Below are 24,891 nucleotides of genomic sequence, written 5' to 3' on the forward strand. Positions count from 1 at the left end.
TGTGACATGGGCCTGGTCGCGTACCAGATGACGCTGATGGTCGATCGCGCCGGTCAGGTGCTGACTCCGGCTGTGCGCGCGGAGCTGCGCGCCAGTCAGTCCAGGTGATGTAGGTGACAGACCCCAGATGGAACAGCGGCGGCTGGGACCCTCAACCCCAGCAGCCCGCCCGACACGACCCCGCCTCGCCGGTACGGCCCTATGCCGTGACCGGCGGGCGGACCGCGCCCAAGGTCAAGCTGGCCATGGAGGCTTTGGTGTCCTCGGCTACCGCCGAACACCGGGAGTTCTCACACATCACGCCCGAGTACAAGGCGATCAGCCAGCTGTGCCTGCAGGTCAGGTCGGTCGCCGAGGTGTCGGCGCTGCTGCGGATGCCGCTCGGCGTGGTGCGTGTGTTGATCGCGGACATGGCGGCCGAGGGCCTGGTTCGGGTGCATCAGCCGCAGCTTGAAGCGGGTAGGCCGGACGTCAACCTGCTGGAAAGGGTGCTCAGTGGACTTCGCAGGCTCTAGCCCCGGATTGACCTCGACGAAGATCGTGGTCGCCGGCGGGTTCGGGGTGGGCAAGACGACCTTCGTCGGCGCGGTGTCGGAGATCATGCCGTTGACCACGGAGGCCGTCATGACCGACGCCTCCGCGGGGATCGACGACCTGGGAATGACACCGCTGAAGTCGACCACGACCGTCGCCATGGACTTCGGCCGCGTCTCGCTCGACCGCGACCTGATCCTGTACCTGTTCGGGACCCCCGGGCAGCACCGGTTCTGGTTCATGTGGGACGACCTGGTGCGCGGCGCGATCGGCGCGGTGGTCCTGGTGGACACCCGCCGTCTCGCCGACAGCTTCCCGGCGATCGACTACTTCGAAGAGGCCCAGCTGCCGTTCATCGTGGGGGTGAACGGCTGGGACGGCACCTATCTGCACAGTGACTCCGAGGTGCGCGACGCGCTCACCCTGTCGCCGCACATCCCGATGGTGCGCCTGGACGCCCGCTCGAAGGACTCGGTCAAGACCGCGCTCATCCAGCTGGTCGAGCACGCGCTCACAGTTCGGATGGCCGTGCCCGGCTGGAGCGGCTAGTTGAGCGGATAGGCTGGAGGCTTAAACGTATATCCGCTTCGAGGACTGGCCTACCACGTGTTCGAGACGCTTTCCGACCGGCTGACATCGGTTTTCTCCTCCCTCCGAGCCAAGGGGCGGCTGTCGGACGCCGACATCGACGCCACCACGCGCGAGATCCGCATCGCCCTGCTCGAGGCCGATGTCGCGCTCCCGGTGGTCAAGGCGTTCGTCGCCCAGGTCAAGGAGCGCGCCCGCGGCGTCGAGGTCTCCCAGGCGCTCAACCCTGCGCAGCAGGTCGTCAAGATCGTCAATGACGAGCTGATCGAGATTCTCGGCGGCGAGACCCGCAGGCTCCGCTTCGCCAAGACGCCGCCGACGGTCATCATGCTGGCGGGTCTTCAGGGCGCCGGTAAGACGACCCTGGCGGGCAAGCTCGCCCAGTGGCTGCGCGAGCAGGGCCACGCGCCCATGCTGGTCGCGGCCGACCTGCAGCGGCCCAACGCCGTCCAGCAACTCCAGGTCGTGGGCGAGCGCGCCGGAGTCGCCGTCTACGCGCCCGAGCCGGGCAGCGGCGTCGGTGACCCGGTCGCCGTCGCCCGCCGGTCGATCGACGAGGCCAAGCGCCTGCAGCATGACGTCGTCATCATCGACACCGCCGGCCGCCTGGGCATCGACCAGGAGATGATGCGGCAGGCCGCCGACATCCGCGACGCGGTCGAGCCCGATGAGGTCCTGTTCGTGGTCGACGCCATGATCGGCCAGGACGCCGTCACGACGGCCCAGGCGTTCATGGAGGGCGTGGGCTTCGACGGCGTCGTGCTGACCAAGCTCGACGGCGACGCCCGGGGCGGTGCGGCGCTCTCGGTCCGGCACATCACCGGCCGGCCGATCATGTTCGCCTCGACCGGTGAGAAGCTGGAAGACTTCGACGCCTTCCACCCTGACCGGATGGCCTCCCGCATCCTCGACATGGGTGACATCCTCACCCTGATCGAGCAGGCCCAGAAGACGTTCGACGAGGACCAGGCCGCCAAGATGGCCGGCAAGCTCACGTCGGGCGAGAACTTCACGCTTGAGGACTTCCTTGAGCAGATGATGATGGTCCAGAAGATGGGCCCCATCAAGAACCTGCTCGGCATGATGCCCGGCATGGGCCAGATGCGCGACCAGCTCAACTCCATCGACGATCGCGACCTCGACCGCATCGCCGCCATCATCCGGTCCATGACCCCGGGTGAGCGCCAGGACCCGAAGATCATCAACGGCTCGCGGCGCGCTCGCATCGCGAACGGCTCCGGTGTCACGGTCAGCGCGGTCAGCAGCCTCGTCACCCGCTTCTTCGAGGCACAGAAGATGATGAAGCGGATGGCGGGCGGGATGGGCATTCCCGGCATGCCGGGCGGTCGCGGCAAGGTCGCCAAGGGGCAGAAGAAGGTCAAGAAGGGGCGGCGCGTCAGCGGCGACCCGCGCAAGGCGGCGCTGGGCAAGCCCGCCGCCGAGGACGGCACCGAGGCTCCCGAGGGTCCGAAGCCGGGTGGCCTGCTGGGCAACCTGGGCGGCAAGCTGCCTCCGGGCATGGAGCTGCCGCCGGGCTTCGACCCGTCCAAGCTGAAGCTTCCCGGCCAGAAGTGATCACCGCCGCCGGGACCTGACGTCCCGGCGGCCTTCGCCAGCCTCCTGCCTGCCCTGGCACCGGTCCGCGCGCTCGCCTCGGACTGTCTTGGTGTGCTCGTCCCGCGCCTCTTCTTGCGCTGTTCCGCGCGGCTTCGACGAGGTCGCGGAGGGCGTCGTACGATGAACTGCCGGGCTGCCACCGGCGTCCGGGCACGGACGACGCGGCACACCGGTGCAGGGAGGTCGAGGCACTGGCATCGATCTGGCAGAATGGCATGTTGGAACATCGTGACCAGGCGGGTGCCCTCTCATCTCCCGCCGGACGCGCCTGTCCCTGGAGCGTCGTCCCGTCGTGCCCCACTCGGCGAGATGCCGTTCACCCACGCTCGAATGCAGGAGAGACCACACCCGTGGCAGTCAAGATCAAGCTCAAGCGGCTCGGCATGATCCGCAACGCTCAGTACCGTATCGTCGTCGCCGACAGCCGCACCAAGCGTGACGGCCGGGCGATCGAAGAGATCGGCCTGTACCACCCGAAGGACGACCCTTCGCGCATCGAGGTCAACGCCGACCGTGCGGCTTACTGGCTCGGTGTCGGCGCGCAGCCGACCGAGCCCGTGCTCAAGCTGCTCAAGCTCACCGGCGACTGGCAGAAGTTCAAGGGCGAGCCCGCTCCGGCGCCTCTCAAGGTCGCCGAGCCCAAGCCCGACCGTCACGCCGTCTACGAGGCCGCGGCCAAGGAGGCGCTGTCCGGTGGCGACACCGGCACGGCCGCCACCACGCAGAAGCGGTCCAAGAAGAAGGAAGACGCTGCCGAGACCGCCCCCGCCGAGACCCAGGCCGAGGGCGAGGCCTGAGGTGCTCGAGGAGGCTCTCGAGCACCTCGTTAAGGGCATCGTCGAGAATCCTGACGATGTCCGGGTCCGCGCACGCCGCATTCGCAGCGGGCGCGTCCTGGAGGTCCGGGTGCACCCCGAGGACCTGGGTAAGGTCATCGGACGCGGCGGGCGCACCGCCAAGGCGCTGCGCACGGTCGTGAACGCCCTGGCCGACGGGAAGTACGTGCGGGTCGATTTGCTCGATCTGGACGAAGCAGTCCGTTAGCGTCAGGTTTGCGCGCCCTCATCGGCCCTCGTGGCCGGTGAGGGCGCTCGCGTTGAAAGGGTAGATTCACGTGCAGCTTGTCGTCGGCAGGATAGGCCGTCCGCACGGCGTACGCGGTGAAGTGACCGTGGAGGTGCGCACCGACGATCCCGAGCTGCGGTTCTTCGCCGGCGCATCGCTCACGACCGACCCCGCGGGCAAGGGGCCGCTCGTCATCGAGGGCGCCCGCTGGAACAAGGGCATCCTGCTGCTGGCGCTCGCCGGCGTCATCGGCCGCGACGCGGCCGAGGAACTGCGGGGCACCATGCTGGTCATCGACTCGGCCGAGGTGGCGCCGTCCGAGGATCCCGACGAGTTCCACGATCACCAGCTCATCGGCCTGACGGTGGAGACCACGTCCGGGGAGCCCGTGGGCGAGATCACCGACATCCTGCACCACGGTCAGGACCTCCTGGTCGTGCGCCGGAGCGGGCAGGACGACGCGCTCATCCCGTTCGTCAGGGCCCTGGTGCCCGAGGTCGACGTGGAGGGTGGCCGGCTGATCGTCGATCCGCCAGAGGGCCTGCTCTGATGCGGCTCGACATCATCTCGATCTTTCCCGAATACTTCGCGCCGCTCGACGTCTCCCTGATCGGCAAGGCTCGCGAGCGCGGGACGCTGGACGTACGCGTGCACCAGCTCCGCGACTGGGCCCACGACGTGCACAGGACCGTCGACGACACCCCGTACGGCGGGGGGCCCGGCATGGTCATGAAGCCCGAGGTGTGGGGCGAGGCCATCGACTCCGTGGCCGGCGGCGGTGCCACCTCCGGGAGTGGTGCCGCCGGCTCCGTAGCAGCGGACGGCGCCGTCCAGTCCGTGACCGGCGAGGACGTCATCGCTCACGGAGGCGGCCCCGTGGCCGGCGGCGGTGGGCCGCGCATGATCGTGCCGACGCCCAGCGGGCGGCCGTTCACGCAGGAGCTCGCGCAGGAGCTGGCGGAGGAGCCGTGGTTGCTGTTCGCGTGCGGGCGTTATGAGGGCATCGACTCGCGTGTCATGGCCGAGTACGGCGCGCGGCTGCGGGTGGACGAGGTCAGCATCGGCGACTACGTGCTGGCCGGCGGGGAGGTGGCGGTGCTGGTGATGGTGGAGGCCATCGGCAGGCTGCTGCCCGGCGTGCTGGGCAACGCCCAGTCGGCCGTGGACGACTCGTTCGCGCCCGGATCCATGCGCAACCTGGTCGAGGGGCCCGTCTACACCAAGCCGCCGGTCTGGCGCGGGCACGAGGTGCCGCCGGTGTTGTTGTCCGGGCATCACGGGAAAGTGGCCAGGTGGCGGCGGGACGAGGCGCTCCGGCGTACCGTCCGGAACCGGCCCGAACTGGCGGCGGCGCTCGATCCCGCGACGCTCGACAAGCACGACGTGAAGCTGCTCGACGAGCTCTCGTTTCGCGTCGGGCCGGAAGATATGGCAAACTGAATCGTTGCCGACCAGCAAAGGGTCGGTGAGGCATGCCCGGGAGAGAGCGACCCCGGGGGCCCAGGAGACAGCAGGCGTGTCCTCTTCGATGTCGTGCTCGCACGAGCGCGGCCGAGTGGACCTCCGCGTGCTCGCGAACTTTGAGGAAACCACTCTCATGCACACGAAGATCCAGGAGCTCGAGAAGTCGACCCTGCGCAGCGACGTGCCGGCCTTCCGGCCCGGCGACACGCTCGAGGTTCACGTCCGAGTCGTCGAAGGCAACCGCTCCCGCGTCCAGGTCTTCAAGGGCTTCGTGCTCCGCCGGCAGGGCAGCGGCGCCCGCGAGACCTTCACGGTCCGCAAGGTCAGCTACGGCGTCGGCGTGGAGCGCACCTTCCCCGTGCACAGCCCGATCATCGAGAAGATCGTGCTCGTGACCCGTGGCGACGTGCGCCGCGCCAAGCTCTACTACATGCGTGACCTGCGCGGCAAGGCCGCCCGCATCCGCGAGAAGCGCGACGCCACGCCCGCGAAGTAAAGCCGGTCTTTTCTCCGGACATCCCGATGGCCCGCGCGACGCGCGGGCTTTCGGTTTTACGGGGCCGTTTCCTTTATGTGGAGCGACTCGTGCATGGGTGTAACGTCGGTCGAGGCTTGTCGAGCCTGCGCATCATCTAGGCTCGTCACCGATGACTAGCGAGAACCAGGAGCACGGCGCGGCGCGCCGCCCTGTCGAGGACGAGGTGGACGTGGTCGCCGAAGAGACTCAGAAGTCGGCAAAGGGTGGAAAAGGCGAGAAAAAGGGGTCGTTCTGGAAAGAACTCCCCGTTCTCGTCGTCGTCGCCCTGGTGCTGGCCCTGATCATCAAGACGTTTGTGGTCCAGGCCTTCTACATCCCATCGGAGTCGATGGAGAACACCCTGCTGACGAACGACAGGGTCCTGGTCAACAAGCTCGTCTACCACACGCGTGACATCGAGCGCGGCGACGTGGTGGTGTTCTCGGGGGTCGATTCGTGGGACGGCGAGTTCCAGCTTGAGGAGCCGTCCAACCCGGTCGCGGGGTTCTTCCGGTGGGTCGGCACGGCGTTCGGCATCGTGCCTGGTGAGAAGGACTACATCAAGCGGGTCATCGGCGTGGGCGGCGACCACGTCAAGTGTTGCGACGCCAAGGGGCGCATCACGGTCAACGGCACGGCCATCGACGAGGAGAGCTATCTCTATCCCGATAACGAGCCGTCCGACACGTTCTTCGACGTCACGGTGCCGGCGGGGCGCTTGTGGGTGATGGGCGACCACCGCTCGGTCTCGCTCGACTCCCGGCGTCACACCGGTGACCCGGGAGGCGGCTCCATTCCGGTGAGCCAGGTGATCGGGCGGGCCTTCGTGATCGTCTGGCCGTTCAACCGGGCCTCCTCGATCGACATTCCCGACACGTTCGCGCAGCCCGCGCTCCAGGCGCTGGGCGGGGCGGTCCCGCTGGTCGCCGGGTTCGGGCTGGCCGTACCCTTGGTCCTGGTCCGTCGGCGCCGGCTGGTGAGGAGACGTTGATGGCCGTCACCAAGAAGGCGGAGGGCGTGGCCAAAGAGAAGAAGAAGGGCGGCTTCCGCGAGACCGTCCTGCTGCTCGTCATGGGCATCGGCATCGCCTTGCTGCTCCAGGCGTTCGTGGTCGGGTCGTTCTACATCCCGTCCGTGTCGATGGAGAACACGTTGCTGGTCAACGACCGGGTGTTCGTCAACAAGCTCTCGGGCAAGCCTGATCGCGGCGACATCGTGGTCTTCAAGGGCTGGAACGGCGAGGACACCATCAAGCGGGTCATCGGGATCGGCGGCGACAAGGTGGTGTGCTGCACTGCCGACAAGCGCATCACCGTCAACGGCACACCGCTGGACGAGACGTCCTACCTCTACCCCGACGATTTCGCCGGCGGCGATAAGTTCGACGTCACGGTGCCCGCCGGAAAGCTCTGGCTGATGGGCGACCACCGCACTGCCTCCGCCGACTCCCGGTCGCACACGGGGGAGCCCGGCAAGGGCTTCATCTCGGAAGACGCGGTGATCGGCAAGGCCGTGGTGCGCTACTGGCCGCTGTCGCGCGGGTATCTTTTCTCGCGTCCCGACACCTTCGACAAGGTCAAGTAGAGGGTGCTTCCGGTCGCGGATTGCGGCGAATGGGGCGTACGCTGCCTCTGTCATGACAGTTGTGTTCCGCCCTCGACCCAGCGTCGTCCGGCGCGATTCCGGGCTCTACGCCTATGAGCGGGCGCTGGCCCGCCGCGGCCTCACCCCCATCGCCGGCGTCGACGAGGCCGGTCGGGGTGCTTGCGCGGGGCCGCTGGTGGTCGCCGCCGTCATCCTGCGCCGGCAGATCGACGGCCTCGGTGACTCCAAACTGCTGACTCCGGCAGTGCGTGAGCGCCTCTACGACCAGATCCTGCCCGTCTCCCATGTGGGCATCGTGGTGATCCCACCTGGGGAGATCGATGCCAAAGGTCTGCACAAGTCCAACATTTCCGGAATGCGGCGAGCTGTCGCACAGTTGCCCTGTGACCCGGAGTACATCCTGACGGACGGTTTCCCGGTTCCCGGGCTGCCCGCTCCGTCGCTGGCCGTGTGGAAGGGAGATCAGGTGGCCGCATGTGTGGCTGCGGCGTCGATCGTGGCCAAGGTGACGCGGGATCGCCTGATGGTCGCGCTCGACAGGCGCTTCCCGCAGTACGGCTTCGCCGAGCACAAGGGGTATGTCACACCAGGACACCGGCTGGCGCTGGAAACGCACGGACCGTGTCCTGATCACCGCTACTCCTTCGTCACGGTGGCGAGGGGGATGGGTGAAAATGAAATGGGGGCCGGGGTTGCCTGAGCAGGCGAACCGGGGGACCGGTACGACAGGAGGACCGCGATGAGCGCAGAGGATCTCGAAAAGTACGAAACCGAGATGGAGCTGCAGCTTTACCGCGAATACCGTGATGTCGTCGGTTTGTTCACGTACGTGGTGGAGACTGAGCGGCGCTTCTATCTGACCAACACGGTCGATCTCGACGTGCGTACGGCGGAGAACGGCGACGTCTTCTTCGACGTCAAGATGCAGGACGCTTGGGTCTGGGACATGTATCGGCCGGCGCGGTTCGTGAAGAACGTGCGGGTGGTGACGTTCAAGGACGTGAACGTGGAAGAGCTGGCCAAGGCCGACCTGGAGATGCCGAAGGAAGGGTTTTCGGGGTAGAGGGTACGGGTCGGTCGGTCTTCTAGCTGTTCGGTCGGCCCTTTTGGCTGTGGTCGGCTCGCTTGTTCGGTCGGCCTGCTTGTTCGGTTGGCCTGCTTGTCTGGTCGGCTCGGGTTGTCTGGTGGGGCCGGGTCAGCCTGGTTGTCCGGTCGGCTTGATTGTCCGGTCGGCCTAGGCCCGTTCGTGCCACGCTGCCTGGCCTGGGGGTGAGGTCGGGCGCGCCACGCACAGGCTTACTGGCGGACTCGCGACACACAACCGCACCAAACGCGCCGCCTCCAATGACAGCAGAGCGCTCCCACACCTGCGACGCCCTGTGGACCGCATTGCGCCTCAAACCTTTCCTGCCTGACGGACATTGCCTCGTGTGGCCTTTACGGCGCTCACGCTTACGTGTGGGACCTACAGCGCGCTTCTCCCATCAGCGTCCTCGCGCTTCTCTCACGCAGCGCCCTGGCGTCTCCCACGCGGTGTTCCTGTTGTTCGGTGTTCTAGTGCTGTGATCGTGTCCAGTCACAGCACTAACGTTCTTCTCTCACGCGGTGCCCACGCGCCCGTGTCATGTGGCGTCCTCGGGTCTCTCTCACGCGGTGTCCTCGCGCCCGTGTCATGTGGCGTCCTCGGGTCTCTCTCACGCGGTGTCCTCGCGCCCGTGTCATGTGGCGTCCTCGGGTCTCTCTCACGCGGTCTCCTCGCGCCTGTCCGCACGGCGCCCTCGCGCCCCTGCCACACGGTGCCCTACGCCACAGTGCACGGTGTCCTCAAGCTACGGCTCGCGACGCCCTGGTGCCGCTGCCTACGAGCCCTGACCCGCGCGGTGCCGTGCGGCGATTGACATCCCTGCATACCTACTGCCGCCCACTTATCCACAGGTCCCTGCACCCCACCCGCGCTATCCCCAGAACCACGTTCGCCCCAACCTCCCACCCCACCCGTCGGCAAAAGTCGGTGCCCGGACCGCACCAGACGATTGGACGGAGGTGGCCCATGGCCGCCAGGAGCCATAACAAAACCACTCCCGACTCGCGGAGCCCCGAGGCTCACGATTCCGGCACTGCCACCCCCACCCCCAGCCCTCGCCGCACCAACAGCAGGCTGCAACTTGGCAAACAGGGCGAAGAGGTGGCTGTGACCTATCTGGAGGCTGAGGGCATGAAGGTCATCGACCGTAACTGGCGCTGCCGTTACGGCGAGATCGACATCATCGCCGAAGAGGGCCCCAACTTGGTCGTCGTCGAGGTCAAAACCCGATCGGGCAGATCCCACGGCACTGCGCTGGAGTCGGTGAGCCAGGTCAAGCTGGCCAGACTACGGATGCTCGCTGCCAAGTGGCTCGCCACGCAGCCCGCCACGTTCGAGGCCGTGCGGGTAGACGTGATCGCCCTTGAGCGCTTCGCCGGCGACTTCGCCCTGTGCCACGTACGGGGGGCGATCTAGATGGCCGTGGCCCGCACACGCAGCGTCGCCCTCATTGGAGTGACAGGCCGCACCGTCGAAATAGAGGCCGACGTAGGCAATGGCCTGGCAGGCATCCACCTCATCGGCCTCCCCGACACCGCGCTCAGCGAGGCCCGCGACCGAGTCAGATCCGCTGTCGTCAACAGCAGCTACTCCTGGCCGGACGCCCGCATCATCGTCAGCCTCTTTCCCGCCAGCCTCCCCAAACGCGGCTCCCAGTTCGACCTCGCCATAGCCATGGCGATCCTGGGCGCGGCCGGGGTAGTCCCCGCCGAGCGCATCGCGGAGCCGTTCTTTCTCGGAGAGCTGGGCCTCGACGGACGCATAAGACCTGTACGCGGCGTACTCCCGTCCATCCTGGGCGCGGCCAAGCACGGAGACGTCACGATCGTCGTCCCATCCGCGAACTCCGCCGAAGCCGCCCTCGTACCCGACGTCAACGTGGTGCCCGTGGCGCATCTACGGCAGTTGGTGGAGTGGCTGCGCAAGGGAGACCAGCCGCCGGAGCCCCGGATCGAGGAGGTCGTGGAGCTTCCGAAAGCCGGCATCGACCCCGCAGTCGACCTCGCGGAGGTCGTCGGCCAGCCCGTCGCGCGGCGTGCCCTGGAGGTGTGTGCGGCAGGCGGCCACAACCTGTGGATGCTCGGCCCACCGGGCACCGGCAAGACCCTGCTCGCCGAGCGCCTCCCCAGCCTTCTGCCGAACCTGGAGATCGACCACGCCTTGGAGGTCACGGCCATCCACTCGGTCGCGGGCGTCCTGCCGGTCAACGCACCCATGATGAGCAGGCCCCCGTTCGTCAGCCCGCACCACACGGCGACCTCCGCCGCCATCATCGGCGGCGGTAGCACGGTCGTGCGTCCTGGGGCGGTCTCTCTGGCGCACAGGGGTGTCTTGTTCTTGGATGAGGCCCCGGAGTTCCCCCGCCACGTGCTGGACGCGCTCAGACAACCGCTGGAATCAGGTCGCGTCACCGTGTCCAGATCAGCAGGATCGGTCACGTTCCCGGCCAGATTCATGCTTGTTCTGGCCGCCAACCCCTGCCCCTGCGCTCAGGCCGAGAACCAGGGTCAGGTCTGCAGGTGCTCACCCACGACAAGGCGCCGTTACCTGGGCAGACTGTCGGGCCCGCTTCTGGACCGCATAGACATGAAGGTCACCGTGGCCCGCTCCTCCAGACGCGAGCTCCTGGCCGACCGCCAATTCGTCGAAACCAGCGAGACGGTGGCCGAACGCGTGCTCATGGCCAGGGAGCGGGCGGCCAAGCGACTGGCAGGCACCCCCTGGCGTACGAACGCCGAAATCCCCTCCTCGCTCCTCCACTCCGACTACCGCCCGTCCGACGCCGCCGTGAAACCCATGACGGCCTGCCTGGACTCGGGTGCCCTCACCGCCCGCGGTCTGGACCGCGTCGTGCGCGTCTCCTGGACTCTCGCCGATCTGGCCGACAAGGACAGCCCGAGCCAAGACGAGACCACCGCAGCCCTCGGCTTCTGGCTCGGAGTGGCGCCATAACAGGACCTATCTTCCTGCAGTCGCCCCCCACAGCGCAACAACAAGCGGGATCTCCCACCGCGATCCCATCGCAGCTCCGGCAGCAGCCTGCCAGTGGTTACTGCCCTGATCCACCGACGGGAGCCGTCATGCCCACCCCACCTCCAGAGACCACTGGAGCCATCGGCCGGCCAACCACTGTGGCCAGCCACACTCCAGCCGCCGCCGCTGCGCCCGCCACCAGTAAGCCCGCGCAACCGCCTCTGCACAACGGCAACAGCACCAACGCCGACCTGCTCACCCACGAACACCATGACCCTGAACGACCTCATCGACATCCGCCTGAGCACCCGCCTGTGCATGGGCATGCGCACCAAGATGAGCTTGAAGCCAGAGCTGCTCTCATGCGGGCCGCCGACGTCGGCGACCCCATCATGGGTCGTTTGGTGACGCAATACGGTGCCTCAGGCGCAGTGGACGCGATCCGCGCCCGGACCCTGCCACCGCAGTTCGCCGCCCAAGAGGCCGAGCAAGAGCGTCCACCAGACCTCACCACCCGCCTGAACTCCTGGTACGCCCGCCTGGTGACCGCCAATCCCGTCGCCGACATCGAGGCAGGGGAGAGGCTGGGAGCCAGGTTGATCGTCCCTGGTAGCGCCGAATGGCCCACCCAGCTGGACCAACTGGGTTCCGGCCGCCCTCTTGGGCTGTGGCTTCACGGGGAGGCAGACCTTCGGTTCTCCTGCCTCAAGTCCATCGCGGTGGTGGGCGCCCGCGCCGCGACGTCGTACGGGATGCACATCGCCGCCGAGTTCGGGGTCGGCCTCAGTGAGGCGGGCTGGACCGTGGTGTCAGGCGGCGCGTTCGGCGTGGACGGCGCGGCGCACAGGGGAGCCCTGGCCTCCGACGCCCCGACGGTGGTGGTGCTGGCCTGCGGCGTGGACGTCTGTTACCCAAGCACCCACGACACCCTGTTCGCCGCTGTACGAGGCCAAGGCGTGGTGATCAGCGAATGTCCGCCAGGCGTACACCCCACCAGAGCCCGCTTCCTCATCAGGAACCGCCTGATAGCAGCCCTGTCGAGGGGCACACTGGTTGTAGAAGCGGCCCACCGCAGCGGCGCCCTCAACACAGCCACCCACGCCCTGTCTCTGAACAGGTATCTGGGGGCGGTTCCCGGGCCCATCACCTCGACTGCGTCCGTCGGCTGCCACAGACTCCTGCGCGAGCGCAAGGCAGTATGCATCACCTCACCTGAGGAAATGATCGACCTGGTCGGCGTGATAGGCGGGGATATGGCCACGCAGACGAGGGCCCCAGCAGTGCCCCGCGACAAACTCAACGAACCGACCAGACGAGTTCTCGACGCCATCCCCTCCCGAGGCGGCGCAGGCCCAGCCTCGATCGCGGTGGCGGCAGGTGTCGGTCTGGACACCGCGCTGAGCGCACTGGGCGGCCTGGCGGCCGCCGGCTACATCGAACGAACCAAGCACGGCTGGCGCCTCCGCAAACAGACGACCACCTACCCCAAGGCCTCGGACGCCACCGCCCTGCAGCCCCCACCCACCCCGGAACCCGACCCAACCGACGACCCCCCGTTCCCCGACGCAGACGACCTCCTGGCTCCGTAACCGACCGCCGCGCCCGCCGCCCTGAGTATCAAACGGAAGGCACTTGTCGTCTCCGGGCCCGCTGTCGTCTCCGGGCCCGCTGTCGTCTCCGGGCCCGCTGTCGTCTCCGGGCACGCTGCCCGTCCGTGAGCGGCAGCTGCATCGCTTTGCGTCGCTGAAGCTGCGCTGCATCCTCGGAGTGGGTTGCCATCCTTTCCCGGCCGCGGTGCTTGCCCGAGCGTGCTGCTGGTTTCGTGCTGGGCACCTCAGTAACAGCTGAGCGCACCTCAGACGACGAGTCGCGGCGCATCACGGAGTCGACGGTCGTCTTGGCGTGACGATTGGGTGCGAAAGGCATGCTGGGGCGTGCTCGCGCTGTTGCTGGCTGCGTTCGGGGTTTTCGAGAGCGTCAAGTATGGCTTGCCGGCCGCCGCCGCCATGTTGCTCTTCGTCGTCCTGCCCGATCTTGTACCGCTGGCGGCGTACCCTTGCCAGGGTTGCTCTGCAAGCGATGCACCTTGTGTGGATCCCGCTGGCGGTGCTCGTCGGCTACACCTTCGGGCCGATCGTGTGACCACCGCTTTCACCGCAGGCCTCGGCTGGCCTACCCGCGTCTGGCGGCGCTGGTCGGCTACGCCTTCGGGCCGATCGTGTGGTCACCGCTTTCACCGCAGGCCTCGGCTGGCTTACCCGCGTCGCTTTGGAGCGGGGCTCGCGCGCGGATTCACAAGCGGGCGCTTGACGTTCTCAGACTGCGCTGGCCTGGCCACCTCAGGCTGTGCTGGCCTGGGCACGAAAATCGGATCACTCGCCGTGTGCACCTCTTGTGTCGCCCGGCGCGTATCGGGTGATGGTGAGTCCCAGGTTGGGTGGGGAAGTGATTACGGCTGGGAGCATGGGCTCGGGTGTGAGGAGCGTGGGGCATGGATGAAGCTGAGGGTGAGCAGGATGGTGTGGGGCGCGAGGAGGTGGCTGCCGAATTTGGGCGGTATCTGCGGTTCGAACGAGATCTGTCGCCGCATACAGTGCGGGCATATTCGTCTGATGTTGAGTCACTGCTCGACTACGTGGAAGGGCAACTGGGCGGGCTTGATATCGGGGTTCTGAGGGCGTGGCTGGCTGATCAGCATGAGGCCGGGAAAGCGCGGGCTACTCTTGCGCGGCGAACAGCTTGTGCTCGGACATTCACCGCCTACTGCCATCGCCGTGGATGGTTGTCGGTTGATCCGGGATTGCTGCTCGGTAGCGCCAAGGCGTCTCGTCCGCTGCCTGCGGTGCTTGATCAGGAGCAGGCCCAAGCCGTTCTGAATGCGTCCTCCACGGTCGAGCCTAAGGAATTGCGCGACCAAGCGATGCTTGAGCTGCTTTACGCCACCGGTGTGCGGGTGAGTGAGCTGTGCGGGCTCGATGTGGATGACGTGGATCGAGAGCGGCATGTCATCCGGGTCATGGGCAAGGGGCGTAAGGAGCGGTCGGTGCCATTTGGGATTCCGGCTCTTCGGGCGCTGGACCGGTGGTGCATCCATGGGCGGCCGTTGTGGGTTCGGGAAGGGACTGGGCCGGCGCTCTTTCTTGGAGTGCGCGGTGGCCGGATCGATGCGGGGACCGTTCGGCGGGTGGTGCACGCCAGGCTGGCGCAGGTGGAAGGGGCACCGGACATGGGGCCGCATGGTCTGCGGCATACTGCGGCGACTCATCTGCTTGAGGGTGGGGCCGACCTGCGCAGTGTTCAGGAGCTGCTTGGGCATGCATCTCTGAACACCACGCAGATTTATACACAGGTCTCGATCGAGCGGCTGCGTGCGGCGTATCGGCAGGCACATCCGCGAGCTTGAGGCGGGCGCGTCTGCGAGCTTGAGAACGGACGCCGGAGGCCGCTGGAAACGCAGCTTCTGGGCCGGTGATTTGCGTTCATTTCTTCAGTGCGGTGGCCGGGAAGCCGGCGGGTGGCGGGGTCGGGGTGCTCTTGGGGGTGCGCCTCGTCTGTGGGGATGTTTGCGGTGCTGGCCTTTCGCTCGGTGGGCCGATCGGTTCGTCATGCGGCGTTGTCGGCGGCATATTGCGCATATTGCGCATATAAGGATGACGGTAGCCAGCAATGCGCCCGAACCGATGGTGGCGGTGGTCAGCGCGGTGATGGTGGCAGACGTTGTGCCGGTCGCCGCTGTCTGGAGCTGGAATGGCGGTAAAGATGATGATGCGGCCACGGTGGGTGCGTGTTTCTGGCGCGTTGTGGGTGATGTGGCGCGGGGTTGCGGAGTGATGAGGGCGGGCCGTTTTGAGAGGTGTGCGGTTGTGGTGACCGCTGAGGGCCAGAAAGGGAGGAGGCGGGTGGTGGCGTGACCCAGAAGGAGCAGGGGGTCCAGGTAGAGGGTGTCGCGTAGGAGGCCCCAATGCAGGCACGATTCGGGGCATTGGTGGCCCGAGGCTTCTACGACGCCTATTTCGGCTCCTGGGGTCACTGCCTGGCCTCGTCGTACCGACGCTTTGACGGGGAGGTAGGTCGTGCGCAGGCCTTGTCCGTGGTCAATGGTGATCACCCCCTTTCCGGCCACCGGGCCGGCGAAGCGGATGGTGCCTGCGCCTGGTGCGAGTACTGGGGTGGAGGCGGGGGCGGCCAGGTCAATGCCTCTGTGGCCGGCCAGCCATGGCTCTGGTGGGGGTGTGAAGCGTCGCAGGATGCGGGGGTGCCCGTCCAACGGCCATCGCCAGGTGGAGGAGGGTGAGGCTCTTGCCGACGCAGTGGTGATGGGGAGCAACGTAGCCGCGCAAATGAGGGCCATTAGGGCGGCTGTGCAGGCTGTCGTCAGTAGGCGAATGCGGTTCTGAGCTGCATATGCGTGGAATGACGGGTGGGTGGCGGCGCTAGGGGGAGCGGCGCGGGGAGTGTGGCGTGGAGCGGTGCGAGGACTGGCGCGCGAACCGTGGTGGGGACTGCGGCAGGGGCTGGCGCGGGGAGTGTGGTGGGGAGGGTGGTGGGGAGGGTGGTGGGGAGGGTGGTGGGGAGTGGCGCAGGGAGTGTGATGGGGAGTGGCGCGCGGACTGCGGCGGGGCGTGTGATGGGGACTGTGGAAGGGACTGGCGCGGAGGCGGCGGCAGGAAGGGGCGCGAAGGCCGCAGAAAGAGAGGGCGCAGGCGCGGTGGCGGTGGCTGTGGGAACTGATGTGGTGGGTCATGGCGCGAGTTTTATCGAGGCGCCGAGGTCGCCGAGAGGTGAACGGCATTCTGTGGATTGTGGGCGGGGGCGTCCGGGCCTGTGGATTGTGGGCGAGGGCGTCCGGGCCTGTGAATTGAAAGCGAGGGGTCCTGGTCTGTGGATTGTGGGTGGAGGACGCTAGGTCTGTGGATCGTGAGCGGGGAAGCGCCTGGGTGTGTGGATCGTGAGCGGGGGCGTCTGAGTGTGTGGATTGCGGGCGAGGGGTTCGGGTCTGTGAAATGAGGTGGAGGGACGCCAGGTCTGTGGATGAGGAGGGGGTTTAGAAAGGGCTCTGGCGCTTGGGGGTGGTCACGTAGTTCTGGGCCTGGGCGAGGGTTCGTCGGGGGCTGGGGTTGATGGGGTTGCCGGCGTTCGGGAGGACTTGGGCCGGGGGCGGAGGGGGGAGGTCCAGATCCAGATGGAGCTCAGAGCGATGCCTGCCGCGCACATGAGGATCACCGCGCGCAGGCCCACGAACTCGGCCAGGACGCCTCCGGCGATGCCTCCGAGCGCCAGGACGCCCTGGACGGCGAAGGTCATGGTGGCGTTCACCCGGCCGCGCAGTTCCGGGGTGGATTCGCGGAGGACGAGCGCGCCCAGGCACGTGGCGAAGGCCACGACTATGCCGCCGGTGATCGTGGCGGTCAGGGCCAGGAGCGAGAGCTTCCACCACAAGGGGCCGGTGAGCAGGCCCACCACCAGGATCTCGATGGGGAAGAAGAGCACCGAGACGAGCAGGACGCGGTTCTCGCCGAAGCGCTTCGCCAGGCGGACCGTGGCCCAGGCGCCCAGCAGGCCCCCGACGCCGCTCAGCGCGACCAGGGCGCCGATCATGCCCTTGGGGATGTTGAGCGTGTTCAGCATGTAGAGCATGTAGACGGCGGTGTACGCCATGGCGAAGAAGTTGATGGTCACGCCCGAGCCCAGCAGTGCCCGGAGTACGGGGTGGGAGACGCTGGCTCGCAGGCCCTCCACGACGTCACGCCACATGCCGCGTGACTGCGCCGGTTCGTTGTGCTCCGGGGTGCGGATGGCGCGCAACAGCAGGGCCGAGGCCAGGAACGACACCGCCTCCGCCAGTACGGCGATCGGGGCCGTGAGGACCTGCACCAGGATTCCCGCGAGTCCGGGGCCGCTGACCGAGGCCACCGAGTAGGAGGCGTGAAAACCGGCCATCGCCTCTGTGCGCTGTTCGGGGGACACGACGGCGGCCACATGGGGAAAGTTCGCCGCCTTGAAGAGCACTCCGGCGGCGCCGATCACCAGGGCGACGACGATCAGCCAGAGGATGTTGAGCACACCGAGGAACCAGGCCACGGGGACTGTGGCGGCGGCCACGCAGGAGACGAGCTCACAGGCGATCATCAGCGGCCGGTGGCGCCTGAGGCGGTCGGCGATGGCGCCCGACTGGAGGCCCAGCAGGAGGGCGGGGACCGAGGCGGCCGCGGTCAGCAGGCCCATCTGGGATGGGGACGCGGTCATCAGCGTGACGGCGGTCAGGGGGATCGCCAGCTTCGAGACCTCTGAGCCGCTGACCGAGACGGTTCGGGCGGTCCAGAGCAGGCGGTAATCACGCTGCTTGCGGAGCGGAGGCGGATCGCCATGGGAGGTGTCGGGCGTAGGCGGTTCGCCCTGGGAGGTGTCGGGCGTAGGCGGTTCGCCCTGGGAGGTGTCGGGCGTAGGCGGATCGTTGTGAGAGGTGTCTGGCGGAAGCGGATCGCCGTGAGAGGTGTCTGGCGCGGAAATAGACGCAGGGCCGTCAAGAGGGCGCGAGGTATGAAAGGAACGCTTCATAAGTATGAAGGTAATGCTTCGGAGTTGTGAAGGCAATGCTTCATGTCTGTGGCGGCGGGTAACCTTTGGCGCATGACGCGGGACAGCGGGGGCCTCAGTGATCCCAAAGCGATGCGGGCGCTGGCCCATCCGGCACGCTTGACGATCCTCAACCGGCTCGCCGTCCAGAGGAGTGCCACCGCGACCGAGGTGGCGGAGATCGCGGGGATCACGCCCAGCGCCGCCAGTTATCACCTGCGGATGCTGGCCAAGTACGGGTTCGTGGAGGACGCGCCACCACGGGGCGACGGCAGGGAACGCTTGTGGAAGGCCGTGAGCGGGCCGCTCAGCGTGGGGGTCCTGCCGGGGGACCAGCCGGAGGTCCGTGAGGCCAAAATGTTGTTGATCAACGCTGTCACCCGTGAGGCCAACGAGCAGATGGAGCGGGCTCTGGCGAACATCGACAAGGAGCCCGAGGAGTGGCGGAACGCGACGCGCTTCGGCCGTACGCAGATTCGGGTCGACGCCGAGGAACTGGCGCGGCTGAACGACCAGATCGAGAAGTTGCTCGAGCCCTACCAGGCTCGTCATCGGAGCGAGGACGCCGCGCCGGCGGGGGCCAGGCTCGCGGAGGCGCAGATCAACCTTTTTCCCGTCGCGAAAAGGCCTGTGCCCGGGCTGCCGACCGAGGATCATGACGCGACCTGACGGTCGCCACGGGGTTCGAGCCGACGGTCGCGCGGCGGCGCGTTCGGCTCGGCGGGTGGGTGGCGTAAGGGGCCGGATGTCCGTTTGACCGTAGACGGTCAGGCTGGGGCGATGCGGGAGGTAGACTTTTTGGTGGCCTGTGACCACAGGCCGACTTCGCATGCCCCACTGCGGACCGCGCCTTCGGTCCGGGCCTTGTGCCCGGCTGGAGCGGTCTCGGGGCATCAGGGCGGCAGACGACACGCTGCCGCGGCACAACCGAGAACCGCGCCCTTCACCGGGCGCCAGACCTGGAGGACCAGCACATGGCCCCCGTCGTCACCATGCGACAGCTACTTGAGAGCGGCGTTCACTTCGGCCACCAGACCCGGCGCTGGAACCCGAAGATGAAGCGCTTCATCTTCACTGAGCGCAACGGCATCTACATCATCGACCTGCAGAAGTCGCTCTCCTACATCGACCGTGCCTATGACTTCGTCAAGGAGACGGTCGCCCACGGCGGAACGATTCTGTTCATCGGCACCAAGAAGCAGGCTCAGGAGGCCATCTCCGAGCAGGCCGCTCGGGTCGGCATGCCCTACGTCAACCAGCGCTGGCTGGGCGGCATGCTCACCAACTTCTCCACCGTGCACAAGAGGCTTCAGCGTCTGAAGGAGCTCGAGGAGCTCGACTTCGACAACGTCGCCGGCTCGGGGCTCACCAAGAAGGAGCTCCTCATGCGCCGTCGTGAGAAGGACAAGCTCGAGCGTACGCTCGGCGGCATCCGGGACATGGGCCGCGTGCCCAGTGCGGTGTGGATCGTCGACACCAAGAAGGAGCACATCGCGATCAGCGAGGCCAAGAAGCTTGGCATCCCGGTCGTCGCGATCCTCGACACCAACTGCGACCCCGACGAGGTCGACTACCCGATTCCGGGCAACGACGACGCCATCCGCGCCGTCGGGCTGCTGACCAGGGTCGTCGCCGACGGTGTCGCGGCCGGTCTGATGGCCCGCTCCGGCGCCGCTCGCGGTGACGAGAAGCCGGCCGCCGCCGAGCCGCTGGCCGAGTGGGAGCGCGAGCTCATCGAGCAGGGCACCGGCGAGCGCGCTGCCGAAGAGGCGAAGGCCCCCGAGGCCGCTGCCGAGGCTCCGGCTGAGGCTGCCGCCGAGGTCGAGGCTCCGGCCGAGGCCGCTGAGGTCGAGGCTGAGGCTCCGGCCGAGGCCGAGGTTGCTGCTGAGGCTCCGGCCGAGGCTGCCGCCGAGGAGAGCACCGAGGCTCCGGCCGAGGCCGCCGCTGAGGGCGAGGACAAGCCGCAGGCCTGAGGCCAACGGCGAATGTCGGACAGCTGACCTGCCTACCTGATCAAGATCCTGATCAGGGGCTTGGCATCAGGCCCTGATCAAGGGTCTGAGTCAAGATCCTGATCAAAGGTCTGAGCTCAGGGCCTGATCAGGGCCTGCGCCAAGGAATCGGGCGGGCAGGGCGGCTGGACGACTGGCACAGGCATACTGACTGCGGAGTGGCTGCGCTGAAGTGAGCCGCCGAGCCGGCAGGCCCGACCAGGATGAGCCGGAGGTCCCGATCAGGGACGAGCCGGCCGGCTGACGGCCCCGCCAGGGGTGTCTGGTCGAGGTGGGATTCCCACCGAGGCGGGCGGTCCCGGAAAATGGGCCTCAAAGGCCAGGGCGGTAAGCAGCCCCAGGCTGGGCAGTATGCCTACCGAAGCAGCAGGGCCGAGCCGGCTCAAGCGAAGCACGACAAGCAAGCCGACCAGGTCGAGCTCCAAGCAAGACCAGGCACGCGCCTGCCGCACGAACCCACAGGGTGGAGCGTCCGGATCCCGGACGCCCGCCCGATCCACGACGACGAAATCCCACAAGGAAAAAGAGCAATGGCTTCCGTGAACATGGCCGACGTCAAGCGGCTTCGCGAGATCACCGCTGCCGGCATGATGGACTGCAAGAAGGCTCTGGAGGAGTCCGACGGCGACTTCGACCGCGCCATCGAGCTGCTGCGTCTCAAGGGCGCCAAGGATGTGGGCAAGCGCGAGACCCGCACCGCCTCCAACGGCCTCGTCGCGCTCAAGCAGGACGGCGACTCCTCCGCCGCGCTGGTCGAGATCAACTGCGAGACCGACTTCGTGGCCAAGGGCGAGCGTTTCCAGGAGCTGGCCGGCCAGGTCGTCGCGCACGTCCTGGAGACCAAGCCCGCCGACGTGGCGACGCTGCTCGAGTCCTCCTTCGACGGCAAGACCGTCAAGGAGCACCTCGACTCGGCCAACGCCGCGCTCGGTGAGAAGATCGAGATCCGCCGCTTCGCGGTGCTCGAGGGTGGCTACATCGGTGCGTACATGCACAAGACCGACCCGGCGCTGCCGCCGGCGGTCGGCGTGCTCGTTCAGCTCGACAAGCCGAACGCCGAGATCGCCAAGGACATCGCGCAGCACGCCGCCGCGATGGCCCCGCAGTACCTGAAGGCCGCTTCCGTCCCCGCCGAGGTCGTCGAGAAGGAGCGCAAGCTCTTCGAGGAGATGACTCGCGAGGAGGGCAAGCCGGAGGCCGCCATCGGCAAGATCGTCGATGGTCGCGTCAACGGCTGGTACAAGGACTTCACGCTGCTCCAGCAGGCCTTCGTCAAGGACAACAAGAAGAGCGTGGCCAAGTACGCCGAGGAGAACGGCGTCGAGGTCCTCGGCTTCGTCCGCTTCAAGGTCGGTCAGGCTTAGGCTTAGGCAAGCTGCCAGCTCAACGATTTACCGACTGAAGGAGGCCGCCGCCGTGCAGGACTACCGGGAGCCAGCCCACGAATCCACACGGACGGCGGCTTCCTCATTTCAGAACCCGCTGAGGTGGAAGCGGGTGATGCTGAAGCTGTCAGGCGAGGCGTTCGCCGGCGGCGAGCCGCTGGGCATCGATCCGGTCATCGTCGATCATCTGGCCGATTCGGTCGCCGAGGCGGTCAAGGAAGGCGTGCAGGTCGCGGTCGTGGTCGGCGGGGGCAACATGTTCCGCGGCGCGACGTTGTCGCAGGGCGGCATGGACCGGGCCAGGGCCGACTACATGGGCATGCTGGGCACGGTCATCAACTGCCTGGCCCTGCAGGACTTTCTGGAGCGGCGGGGCGTGGAGACGCGCGTGCAGACCGCCATCACCATGCAGCAGGTGGCGGAGCCGTTCCTGCCGCGCCGCGCGATCAGGCACCTCGAGAAGGGGCGTGTGGTCATCTTCGGCGCCGGGCTCGGCTCGCCGTTCTTCTCCACCGACACCGCGGCGTCCCAGCGGGCCCTGGAGATCGGCGCCGAGGCGCTGCTCAAGGGCACGCAGGTGGACGGCATCTACGACTCCGATCCGCGGAAGAACCCGGACGCGGTCAGGTTCGACCACCTTGACTACGGCGAGGTGCTGCTCCGCGACCTCGCGGTCATGGACGCCACCGCGATCAGCCTGTGCAAGGACAACGACCTGCCGATCGTGGTCTTCGACCTCATGGGCGAGGGCAACATCCTGCGAGCGGTACGCGGTGAGAAAATCGGCACGCTGGTGAGCCCCGCAGGCAAATGAGCGCGTGAGCCCGACACCGCCAGCTAGAAGACGACAGGAGCCGCTGTGATCGACGAAACCCTCCTCGAAGCCGAGGACAAGATGGACAAGGCCGTCGCGGTCGCGAAGGAGGACTTCGCGACCATCCGCACCGGCCGGGTCACCCCCTCGATGTTCAACAAGATCACCGCCGAGTACTACGGCACGCCGACGCCGATCCAGCAACTGGCGTCGTTCCACGTGCCCGAGGCGCGCATGGTGCTGATCCAGCCGTTCGACAAGAGCTCGATGGGCGCGATCGAGAAGGCCATCCGCGACTCCGACCTCGGGGTCAACCCGACGGATGACGGCGCCGTGATCCGTGTGACGTTCCCCGAGTTGTCCGAGGAGCGCCGCAAGGAGTACATCAAGGTCGCCAGGAACAAGGGCGAGCACGCCAAGGTGTCCATCCGCAACATCCGCCGCGGAGCCAAGGAGCTCCTCGACAAGATGATCAAGGACGGCGAGGCGGGCGAGGACGAGGTGCGGCGGGCCGAGAAGGAGCTCGACGACGTCACGCAGAAGCACGTCGCCAAGATCGACGAGCTGCTCAAGCACAAGGAAGCCGAGCTGCTCGAAGTCTGAGCGGCGCGCCGCACGCGGGTCGCTTCCAGCGGGCCGCACTGAGCGGGTCATGCACCGACGGCCCTCGCCCGGAGGGCGGGGGCCGTGGCTTTTGGAGAACTCTGTGGAAGAACGTACGGCTGGCACCAGTTCGAGCGGCGGCGGCCGTACCGGACGGAACCTGCCTGCCGCGATCGCGGTGGGCGTGGTGCTGGGCGGCCTGGTCCTCGGCACCCTGTACACGGTCAAGGAGCTCTTCCTCCTGGTCCTCCTGGGGGCCGTCGGCATCGGTGTGCTGGAGCTGACCAAGGCCTTCGCCACCCGCGGCATCAAGGTGCCCGCGGTGCCCGTGCTCGCCGGGCTGGTGGCGATGCAGGTGGGCGCGTACTGGGGCGGGACGCTCTGGTTGCTGGCCACGTTCGCGATATTCGCGTTCGTGCTGATGATCTGGCGGATGTTCAGCGACGGCACGGACGGCTATGTGCGCGACGCCTCGGCGTCGGTGTTCACGCTGTTCTATCCCGCGATGCTGAGCGCGTTCGCGGCGCTGCTGCTCACGGCGGACGACGGCAACCACCGGGTGGTGATCTTCATCGCGGTGACCGTGGCCAGCGACATCGGCGGATACATCGCGGGTGTGCTGTTCGGCCGGCACCAGATGACGGCGATCAGCCCGAAGAAGACCTGGGAGGGGCTCGCCGGGTCCTTGGTCGCGTGTACGGCGGTCGGGGCCTGGCTGGTGGCCTGGCTGCTCGGCGGGGACCTGTGGCAGGGCGCGCTGATCGGCGCGCTGGGCGCGCTGCTGGCGACCGTGGGCGACCTGATCGAGTCGATGATCAAACGGGACCTCGGCATCAAGGACCTGGGCACGATCCTGCCCGGCCACGGCGGCCTGATGGACCGGCTCGACTCGCTGGTCACCACGCTGGTGCCGGCCTGGCTGCTGATGACGATCTTCTTCTAGTGGTGCTGGGCCTCCAGCGCCTGCGTGGTGACGGGGGTCAGCCAGAGCCACCGCACGGTTTCGCCACCGAAGGCGAATCCCGCCATGTTGGGCATGTGAGGCGCGTCGGCCTGCATCAGCACCCCTGAATACCGCGGCCCGAGCGGGAACGTCGAAGGCTCGTGATACCACTTCGCCGTGTGCCCGTGGCCGAGCCAGGTGATCGAGTGCCACGGATACTGCGACAACCACACCAGCAGCAGCGCCGCCTCCTTGGGGTCCTCGCGGGTGGCCACGGCCAGCTCGATCCGTGCGTACGCCCCCGGCTTGTCGATCCACTGCTCCACCGTCGGCATGCGCTGGCAGCTCATCCCGACCGTGGACAGCACGGTGAAACCGCGGTCGCCGTGCGGCGGGCGCTCGGTGATGCCGACGGTCGGCAGCCGCTCGCCGCTGGCGTCCCAGTAGCGGCCGGCCGGCCCGAGCACCCCGTCCAGGTGGCCCATCACGAACTGCTGGAACGACGGCCACGACCCCTCGCTGTGCCGCCAGCGCCAGTAGGACCTGGCGTTGGAGATACGGGGTTGCAGCCCCTCCAGCGCCTCCGAGAGCGCCCACGCGAACGCCGACTCGCCCACCGCGTCGCGCGCGTATCCCGGCATGCCCCTGCTCATGTCGGCCCAGCCCGGAATGACCGCCAGCAGGTCGTCATCCTCGTAGAGCGCGACCCCGTCGCCCTCCTCGAACCAGAGCGGGCTGAGCTGCCCGAGCGGGCGTCTGCCGTCCGGGTGCAGCGTGTTGGGCCGCGGCATCAGCGGCGGCAGGCCGGCGTTGATCCGGGCCAGGTCGACCACGGGGGGCGCCGGGCGGTGATTGGCCAGCCAGACGGCGCCGTGCACCGTGCCATCAGGAGAGCACAGGTAAGCTACCGAGGAGTCCTCGTCTCGCTCGACCACGAGCGTCCGGCTGCCGTACGGGCTGCCGGCGGCGAGGACGACCTCGGCGCCACCCTCGCCAGATGCCGACCGAAAAATCGCCATACGAGATGACTGTAGATCGGGCGGTAACCATGACGCGAGCCGTACCGTGAGCAGGAATGCCACCTCCGATCCGAACGTTCACTACCCTGGTC

General features: G+C 67.6%; 25 protein-coding genes and 1 pseudogene. 23 read left to right on the forward strand and 3 right to left on the reverse strand.

The window, feature by feature from the left end; translation table 11 throughout:
• From ACWD0F_RS42345 to ACWD0F_RS42425, 17 genes and pseudogenes are all read left to right on the forward strand, one after another.
• Positions 1-108 (forward strand): annotated as a pseudogene (locus ACWD0F_RS42345) (roadblock/LC7 domain-containing protein); the annotation flags it as partial.
• A gap of 5 nt (positions 109-113) precedes the next feature.
• Positions 114-515 (forward strand): DUF742 domain-containing protein, encoded by a 402-nt coding sequence (locus ACWD0F_RS42350; protein WP_449887255.1) that lies wholly within the window; start codon positions 114-116, stop codon positions 513-515.
• A 7-nt stretch (positions 516-522) separates the two neighbouring features.
• A complete protein-coding gene (locus tag ACWD0F_RS42355) occupies positions 523-1,083 on the forward strand; it encodes a GTP-binding protein (RefSeq protein ID WP_449887257.1) in 561 nt (186 codons plus the stop codon).
• Between the two features lie 57 nt (positions 1,084-1,140).
• Positions 1,141-2,697 carry a signal recognition particle protein gene (gene ffh / locus ACWD0F_RS42360; protein ID WP_449887258.1) on the forward strand — a complete coding sequence of 519 codons (1,557 nt, stop codon included), beginning with the start codon at positions 1,141-1,143 and terminating at the stop codon, positions 2,695-2,697.
• 392 nt (positions 2,698-3,089) lie between these two features.
• The gene (gene rpsP / locus ACWD0F_RS42365; protein WP_449887260.1) at positions 3,090-3,536 is read left to right on the forward strand and encodes a 30S ribosomal protein S16; all 447 of its coding nucleotides are present in this window, start codon (positions 3,090-3,092) and stop codon (positions 3,534-3,536) included.
• Position 3,537: 1 nt separating this feature from the next.
• Entirely contained in the window at positions 3,538-3,783 is a 246-nt protein-coding gene (locus tag ACWD0F_RS42370; RefSeq protein ID WP_449887262.1) for an RNA-binding protein, read from the forward strand.
• Between the two features lie 70 nt (positions 3,784-3,853).
• Complete coding sequence (rimM, locus tag ACWD0F_RS42375; RefSeq protein ID WP_449887263.1) at positions 3,854-4,354, forward strand: ribosome maturation factor RimM; 501 nt, start codon at positions 3,854-3,856, stop codon at positions 4,352-4,354.
• A complete protein-coding gene (gene trmD, locus ACWD0F_RS42380) occupies positions 4,354-5,244 on the forward strand; it encodes a tRNA (guanosine(37)-N1)-methyltransferase TrmD (protein ID WP_449887265.1) in 891 nt (296 codons plus the stop codon). The genes rimM and trmD overlap by 1 nt, the downstream gene beginning before the upstream one ends.
• Positions 5,245-5,401: 157 nt before the next feature.
• Complete coding sequence (rplS, locus tag ACWD0F_RS42385) at positions 5,402-5,764, forward strand: 50S ribosomal protein L19 (RefSeq protein ID WP_449887267.1); 363 nt, start codon at positions 5,402-5,404, stop codon at positions 5,762-5,764.
• 151 nt (positions 5,765-5,915) lie between these two features.
• Positions 5,916-6,776 (forward strand): signal peptidase I, encoded by an 861-nt coding sequence (lepB, locus tag ACWD0F_RS42390; RefSeq protein ID WP_449887269.1) that lies wholly within the window; start codon positions 5,916-5,918, stop codon positions 6,774-6,776.
• A complete protein-coding gene (lepB, locus tag ACWD0F_RS42395; RefSeq protein ID WP_449887271.1) occupies positions 6,776-7,369 on the forward strand; it encodes a signal peptidase I in 594 nt (197 codons plus the stop codon). Before lepB (ACWD0F_RS42390) ends, lepB (ACWD0F_RS42395) begins: the two co-directional genes overlap by 1 nt.
• 52 nt (positions 7,370-7,421) lie before the next feature.
• Entirely contained in the window at positions 7,422-8,090 is a 669-nt protein-coding gene (locus tag ACWD0F_RS42400; protein ID WP_449887273.1) for a ribonuclease HII, read from the forward strand.
• 39 nt (positions 8,091-8,129) lie between these two features.
• Complete coding sequence (locus tag ACWD0F_RS42405) at positions 8,130-8,453, forward strand: DUF2469 domain-containing protein (RefSeq protein ID WP_393153350.1); 324 nt, start codon at positions 8,130-8,132, stop codon at positions 8,451-8,453.
• A gap of 987 nt (positions 8,454-9,440) precedes the next feature.
• A complete protein-coding gene (locus tag ACWD0F_RS42410; protein WP_449887274.1) occupies positions 9,441-9,890 on the forward strand; it encodes a YraN family protein in 450 nt (149 codons plus the stop codon).
• Positions 9,891-11,426: a YifB family Mg chelatase-like AAA ATPase gene (locus tag ACWD0F_RS42415; RefSeq protein ID WP_449887276.1), complete on the forward strand. Its 1,536-nt coding sequence runs from the start codon at positions 9,891-9,893 to the stop codon at positions 11,424-11,426.
• A gap of 383 nt (positions 11,427-11,809) precedes the next feature.
• A complete protein-coding gene (dprA, locus tag ACWD0F_RS42420; RefSeq protein WP_449887277.1) occupies positions 11,810-13,036 on the forward strand; it encodes a DNA-processing protein DprA in 1,227 nt (408 codons plus the stop codon).
• Positions 13,037-13,938: 902 nt separating this feature from the next.
• On the forward strand, positions 13,939-14,850 hold the full coding sequence (locus ACWD0F_RS42425; RefSeq protein WP_449887279.1) for a tyrosine recombinase XerC: 912 nt from the start codon (positions 13,939-13,941) through the stop codon (positions 14,848-14,850).
• An 84-nt stretch (positions 14,851-14,934) separates the two neighbouring features.
• Here ACWD0F_RS42425 and ACWD0F_RS42430 read toward each other — a convergent pair whose 3' ends face one another.
• Together ACWD0F_RS42430 and ACWD0F_RS42435 are read right to left on the reverse strand one after the other, a co-directional pair.
• Positions 14,935-16,239, reverse strand: a complete 1,305-nt coding sequence (locus ACWD0F_RS42430) for a M23 family metallopeptidase (RefSeq protein ID WP_449887281.1) — start codon at positions 16,237-16,239, stop codon at positions 14,935-14,937.
• Positions 16,240-16,520: 281 nt separating this feature from the next.
• The gene (locus ACWD0F_RS42435; protein WP_449887282.1) at positions 16,521-18,134 is read right to left on the reverse strand and encodes an MFS transporter; all 1,614 of its coding nucleotides are present in this window, start codon (positions 18,132-18,134) and stop codon (positions 16,521-16,523) included.
• Between ACWD0F_RS42435 and ACWD0F_RS42440 the strand changes: the two genes are divergently transcribed.
• The 6 genes from ACWD0F_RS42440 to ACWD0F_RS42465 all read left to right on the forward strand — a co-directional run bounded on the left by ACWD0F_RS42440 (position 18,078) and on the right by ACWD0F_RS42465 (position 23,780).
• The gene (locus ACWD0F_RS42440; protein ID WP_449887284.1) at positions 18,078-18,692 is read left to right on the forward strand and encodes an ArsR/SmtB family transcription factor; all 615 of its coding nucleotides are present in this window, start codon (positions 18,078-18,080) and stop codon (positions 18,690-18,692) included. The genes ACWD0F_RS42435 and ACWD0F_RS42440 overlap by 57 nt on opposite strands.
• Before the next feature lie 305 nt (positions 18,693-18,997).
• Positions 18,998-19,996 (forward strand): 30S ribosomal protein S2, encoded by a 999-nt coding sequence (gene rpsB / locus ACWD0F_RS42445; RefSeq protein ID WP_449887286.1) that lies wholly within the window; start codon positions 18,998-19,000, stop codon positions 19,994-19,996.
• 569 nt (positions 19,997-20,565) lie between these two features.
• Complete coding sequence (gene tsf / locus ACWD0F_RS42450) at positions 20,566-21,399, forward strand: translation elongation factor Ts (protein ID WP_449887287.1); 834 nt, start codon at positions 20,566-20,568, stop codon at positions 21,397-21,399.
• 136 nt (positions 21,400-21,535) lie between these two features.
• On the forward strand, positions 21,536-22,234 hold the full coding sequence (gene pyrH / locus ACWD0F_RS42455; protein WP_449887288.1) for a UMP kinase: 699 nt from the start codon (positions 21,536-21,538) through the stop codon (positions 22,232-22,234).
• A 45-nt stretch (positions 22,235-22,279) separates the two neighbouring features.
• Entirely contained in the window at positions 22,280-22,837 is a 558-nt protein-coding gene (gene frr, locus ACWD0F_RS42460) for a ribosome recycling factor (RefSeq protein ID WP_449887290.1), read from the forward strand.
• Positions 22,838-22,940: 103 nt separating this feature from the next.
• Positions 22,941-23,780 (forward strand): phosphatidate cytidylyltransferase, encoded by an 840-nt coding sequence (locus ACWD0F_RS42465; RefSeq protein WP_449887291.1) that lies wholly within the window; start codon positions 22,941-22,943, stop codon positions 23,778-23,780.
• Here ACWD0F_RS42465 and ACWD0F_RS42470 read toward each other — a convergent pair.
• Positions 23,777-24,799 carry a suppressor of fused domain protein gene (locus tag ACWD0F_RS42470; RefSeq protein ID WP_449887292.1) on the reverse strand — a complete coding sequence of 341 codons (1,023 nt, stop codon included), beginning with the start codon at positions 24,797-24,799 and terminating at the stop codon, positions 23,777-23,779. The genes ACWD0F_RS42465 and ACWD0F_RS42470 overlap by 4 nt on opposite strands.
• Positions 24,800-24,891 lie beyond the last annotated feature (92 nt).

This window comes from Nonomuraea sp. NPDC002799, from assembly GCF_053592075.1.

Coding starts and splice junctions, on each gene's coding strand:
- ACWD0F_RS42470 (WP_449887292.1), bottom strand. CDS start 24,799: ATGGCGATTTTTCGGTCGGCATCTGGCGAGGGTGGCGCCGAGGTCGTC.
- tsf (WP_449887287.1), top strand. CDS start 20,566: ATGGCTTCCGTGAACATGGCCGACGTCAAGCGGCTTCGCGAGATCACC.
- rplS (WP_449887267.1), top strand. CDS start 5,402: ATGCACACGAAGATCCAGGAGCTCGAGAAGTCGACCCTGCGCAGCGAC.
- lepB (WP_449887269.1), top strand. CDS start 5,916: ATGACTAGCGAGAACCAGGAGCACGGCGCGGCGCGCCGCCCTGTCGAG.
- rpsB (WP_449887286.1), top strand. CDS start 18,998: ATGGCCCCCGTCGTCACCATGCGACAGCTACTTGAGAGCGGCGTTCAC.
- ACWD0F_RS42435 (WP_449887282.1), bottom strand. CDS start 18,134: ATGGGCCAGCGCCCGCATCGCTTTGGGATCACTGAGGCCCCCGCTGTC.
- ACWD0F_RS42425 (WP_449887279.1), top strand. CDS start 13,939: ATGGATGAAGCTGAGGGTGAGCAGGATGGTGTGGGGCGCGAGGAGGTG.
- dprA (WP_449887277.1), top strand. CDS start 11,810: ATGCGGGCCGCCGACGTCGGCGACCCCATCATGGGTCGTTTGGTGACG.
- ACWD0F_RS42440 (WP_449887284.1), top strand. CDS start 18,078: ATGACGCGGGACAGCGGGGGCCTCAGTGATCCCAAAGCGATGCGGGCG.
- pyrH (WP_449887288.1), top strand. CDS start 21,536: ATGCTGAAGCTGTCAGGCGAGGCGTTCGCCGGCGGCGAGCCGCTGGGC.
- ACWD0F_RS42410 (WP_449887274.1), top strand. CDS start 9,441: ATGGCCGCCAGGAGCCATAACAAAACCACTCCCGACTCGCGGAGCCCC.
- ACWD0F_RS42415 (WP_449887276.1), top strand. CDS start 9,891: ATGGCCGTGGCCCGCACACGCAGCGTCGCCCTCATTGGAGTGACAGGC.
- lepB (WP_449887271.1), top strand. CDS start 6,776: ATGGCCGTCACCAAGAAGGCGGAGGGCGTGGCCAAAGAGAAGAAGAAG.
- trmD (WP_449887265.1), top strand. CDS start 4,354: ATGCGGCTCGACATCATCTCGATCTTTCCCGAATACTTCGCGCCGCTC.
- ACWD0F_RS42430 (WP_449887281.1), bottom strand. CDS start 16,239: ATGCCGTTCACCTCTCGGCGACCTCGGCGCCTCGATAAAACTCGCGCC.
- ACWD0F_RS42405 (WP_393153350.1), top strand. CDS start 8,130: ATGAGCGCAGAGGATCTCGAAAAGTACGAAACCGAGATGGAGCTGCAG.
- ACWD0F_RS42400 (WP_449887273.1), top strand. CDS start 7,422: ATGACAGTTGTGTTCCGCCCTCGACCCAGCGTCGTCCGGCGCGATTCC.